This is a genomic window from Hyphomonas sp. (genome assembly GCF_013823385.1).
In the GTDB taxonomy this organism is placed as follows: Bacteria; Pseudomonadota; Alphaproteobacteria; order Caulobacterales; family Hyphomonadaceae; genus Hyphomonas.
Genome location: NZ_PNMA01000148.1, coordinates 1 through 1,254 on the forward strand (window position 1 = coordinate 1; position 1,254 = coordinate 1,254).

Here is a 1,254-nt window from a genome sequence, read left to right on the forward strand (position 1 = left end):
CAACCTTTAGATTTGTGAGTGACTCCGGTTCTTTGCCCCACACGAGCGCGGGGATCAACCACAGAGATGGCGGCGGGGAGTGCACCGATGCCACGGCGGATGACCCACAAAAATTTGGCCCCGTCAGCAGTGCTGACGAGGCCTCAAAAAGCTGGTGGGCGCGGCAAGGATTGAACTTGCGACCCCTGCGGTGTGAACACAGTGCTCTACCACTGAGCTACGCGCCCTGAATTTTTCCGATCAACGCGGCGGGACGCGCGAACGACGGCTTCCTTAGCATGTACACCGCCCGTGTCCAGCACGGCGCGGGGGCAAGCGCAATTAGTTTACCGAATCCTTCAAGACCTTGCCTGCCTTGAACTTGGGCTGGCTTGAAGCCTTGATCGTCATGGGCTCGCCGGTCCGCGGGTTGCGCCCGATCGATGCTTTGCGCTTGCTGACCGAGAATGTGCCAAAGCCGACCAGGCGAACTTCATCGCCCTTAGTCAGCGCGGACGAGATAACGCCGAACACTGCTTCTACAGCCTTGCTCGCATCGCCCTTGGTCAGTCCGGCCGCGTCGGCAACCTCTCCGATTAATTCCTGCTTGTTCATTGTGATAGAACCCCCTTCAAAACCCTCGAGCCGACTTTACGCTTTGAGTCGCAGCACTGCCCGGGCTGCTACTAACCCAATTCCGCCAGCCGGTGTCAAAACAAATCCGTCACATTTCGGCTAAATTACCCTGAAATGGTGGTAAAAAAGCGCGCCGCCGCCGTCAGTGATGCACTTCGCCCGCCACGCCGCCAAGCGTTCCGGGTGGCAAAGCCGCCAATTCGTCAGCTTCACTCCATACAATCGGCGTCAGAGCCTCGGTCAGCGCAAGCCGCAGCGCTTCATCAACATGGCGGATCGGGATGATGTCGAGCCCGTCGCGAATATTCGCTGGAATTTCAGTGAGATCCTTTCGATTTTCTTCCGGGATCAATACTGTTGAAATACCCCCGCGAAGTGCCGCGAGCAGCTTTTCCTTCAAGCCACCGATCGGTAACACGCGCCCGCGCAACGTAACTTCACCGGTCATCGCGACATCGCGCCGCACCGGCACACCGGTCAACGTCGATACGATCGAAGTGACCAGACCAATCCCGGCTGATGGCCCGTCCTTGGGCACGGCCCCTTCGGGAAGGTGGATGTGGATGTCCTTGCGCGCGAACAGGCTTGGCTTGATGCCATAAGTGGGTGCGCGCGCCTTCACAAAGCTCATCGCCGCCT

2 protein-coding genes and 1 tRNA gene are annotated in these 1,254 nt (G+C 58.9%); all 3 read right to left on the reverse strand.

What is annotated here, in order from left to right; genetic code table 11:
* Positions 1 to 152: 152 nt before the first annotated feature.
* Positions 153 to 227, reverse strand: a tRNA-Val gene (locus tag C0456_RS20615).
* A gap of 94 nt (positions 228 to 321) precedes the next feature.
* Complete coding sequence (locus C0456_RS20620; RefSeq protein ID WP_291056607.1) at positions 322 to 594, reverse strand: HU family DNA-binding protein; 273 nt, start codon at positions 592 to 594, stop codon at positions 322 to 324.
* A gap of 163 nt (positions 595 to 757) precedes the next feature.
* Positions 758 to 1,254: S16 family serine protease (locus C0456_RS20625; protein WP_291056610.1), on the reverse strand; the 497-nt coding region annotated here is incomplete at its 5' end.